We start from the raw sequence: 1,930 nt of genomic DNA on the forward strand, positions 1-1,930 counted from the left end.
GGAGCCGTGTGCATTAATAGTGCAAGCACGGTTCTGTGAGGGGGAGGAATGCAATCTACCGTTAAGGTAGAGAGGTTTCTTTCTACTCGACTAGTGAAAGAACGAATTCCTAATCGTTACGATTGTGCACTATCAGTTAGTGTACGATTTTTTGTCCAAAATGATAATCAGTAAAGAAGTGCCCTTGAGGCAAATTATGCATGGGCACTTTATTTAAAATAGATATCCATTTTTTCTTTTGTGAATTAGTAATTGTACCAACCGTTGTAATCGTTGTAGCCGCTATAACAACCACCACAACCACCACAGCCGCCACAGCCGAAGCAGCCGAAGCAACCGAAACATCGGAATCCTCCACAACGAAAGCCCCCGCAACGCATTCCGCCGCAACGCATTCCGCCGCAACGCATGCCACCACACATCATGCCACCACCACAACGCATACCGCCGCCGCAACGCATTCCGCCAAAATGACGCGGATCATTGATGTTTGGATCAATGGTAATTAAATTACCAACTTGGAAATTATCCATTCCTAACATTTGAAGTTCGTTTTGAAGATTCTGCATTTTTTCCTCCCCTTTGTATTTATTAATTAGGTTAGTCATACACCTATATAGAGAGATGAACGAGGGTAATTCGTCAGTTTCGTTTAAATGAAACCCTTATATATACCTGTACTCTCTTCAACAAATTATGATTTCTGTTAGGTCATTGTCACTGATTTAAGTGCCTATTTCAGTTTGAGTTAATATTAAATGTTGATTCATTACATAAAAACTTGTGGTTGATTAATCTGATATACTGTTGAAGTTGATGATTCAATGTATGAAAACTAGGATATAGAATGTGAAAGAATGCACTTAAAGTAACGGGCGCTTATGTTGATGAATATGGGGGTGCTGCGGCATCCCTTTTTCTTGTTCCACTAAAGGGCAGGTTAGCTGAGGAACGGTCATATATGTCCTATAAAACAAAAAGCTCTCGAATCAAAGATTCTAGAGCCTTTTTATTTTAATCTATATTATTTTGCTAATTCAAAGCTTGCTATAATTTCTTTCAAAAGGTGCTCTGCGCCTTCACGACTAAGAATTAATTTTCCACCGGCAAGCTGATAATTATCGTCAGAAACTTCACCGGTAATATCACAAGTCATATTTGGTTTATATTTTTTTAAGATAATTTTGTCTTCATCAACATAAATTTCGAGCGCATCTTTTTCAGCGATATCAAGTGTACGTCTTAATTCGATTGGAATAACCACGCGTCCTAATTCATCAACTTTACGAACAATACCAGTAGATTTCATTTCTTTAAGCCTCTCTCTGTTTATGGTCTATTTCTATTTTGGAATTCACTATTATTCGACAAATTTCTTTCAAATTCACGATACCATCCGTCAATTATTATAAATTTAAAATTACATTAGAATTTAGTGAAAAAATATATTTATTCATGAGTCAGTAAGGGAATGTGAAGGTTTGCACTTAAACTAAATGGCAGGTTAATTAAGAAAAACAAAATATATGTCACTCGTTTTACCGTTTTATGGTAATGTTGAAGTAGTTAATTTATATCGGGGTGACAAAGTTATGGGGATTATTTTAACTTTATTTTACGGCTTTATTGGTTTAGTTGTCTTATTTCTAATAATTGCATATGCAGTTAGTGCTGGCATTGATAATTCTAAGCAAGTTAAGGCTTTAAGATCCGAACTTAAAGAAATAAAAAAACAACTTAATAATTAATGGAAAATACTTTGTGTTTTTATTAAAGTGATTAGAGTTGAAAACGGTGATCGCTACGGCGGTCTTTTTTCTTGTTGTACTAACGGAGCAGGTTAATTGAAGAATGGTTTTTATATAGTACAGTTTAATTTAGGTTCATTTTTGCTTTTGTTTGAGAAACCTTAAGCGAATATATATCCCTA

At 35.4% G+C, this 1,930-nt stretch carries 3 protein-coding genes and 1 pseudogene; 1 reads left to right on the forward strand and 3 read right to left on the reverse strand.

Going from position 1 to position 1,930, the window contains the following annotated elements; translation table 11 throughout:
• Positions 1 to 136: 136 nt before the first annotated feature.
• The 3 genes and pseudogenes from J2Y67_RS27730 to J2Y67_RS27735 form a co-directional block, all read right to left on the reverse strand.
• Positions 137 to 418, reverse strand: coding sequence for a hypothetical protein (locus J2Y67_RS27730; RefSeq protein ID WP_310179394.1), 282 nt, complete (start codon positions 416 to 418; stop codon positions 137 to 139).
• Positions 419 to 425: 7 nt separating this feature from the next.
• Positions 426 to 608, reverse strand: a pseudogene (locus tag J2Y67_RS28160) (heterocycloanthracin/sonorensin family bacteriocin); the annotation flags it as partial.
• 416 nt (positions 609 to 1,024) lie between these two features.
• Positions 1,025 to 1,309 carry an AbrB/MazE/SpoVT family DNA-binding domain-containing protein gene (locus J2Y67_RS27735; RefSeq protein ID WP_310179396.1) on the reverse strand — a complete coding sequence of 95 codons (285 nt, stop codon included), beginning with the start codon at positions 1,307 to 1,309 and terminating at the stop codon, positions 1,025 to 1,027.
• A gap of 217 nt (positions 1,310 to 1,526) precedes the next feature.
• On the opposite strand from J2Y67_RS27735, the gene J2Y67_RS27740 reads away from it, so the two are divergent.
• Entirely contained in the window at positions 1,527 to 1,748 is a 222-nt protein-coding gene (locus J2Y67_RS27740; protein ID WP_310179397.1) for a hypothetical protein, read from the forward strand.
• The last annotated feature ends 182 nt before the right edge of the window (positions 1,749 to 1,930 follow it).

The organism is Neobacillus niacini, from assembly GCF_031456445.1.
Taxonomy (GTDB): Bacteria; Bacillota; Bacilli; order Bacillales; family Cytobacillaceae; genus Neobacillus; species Neobacillus niacini_I.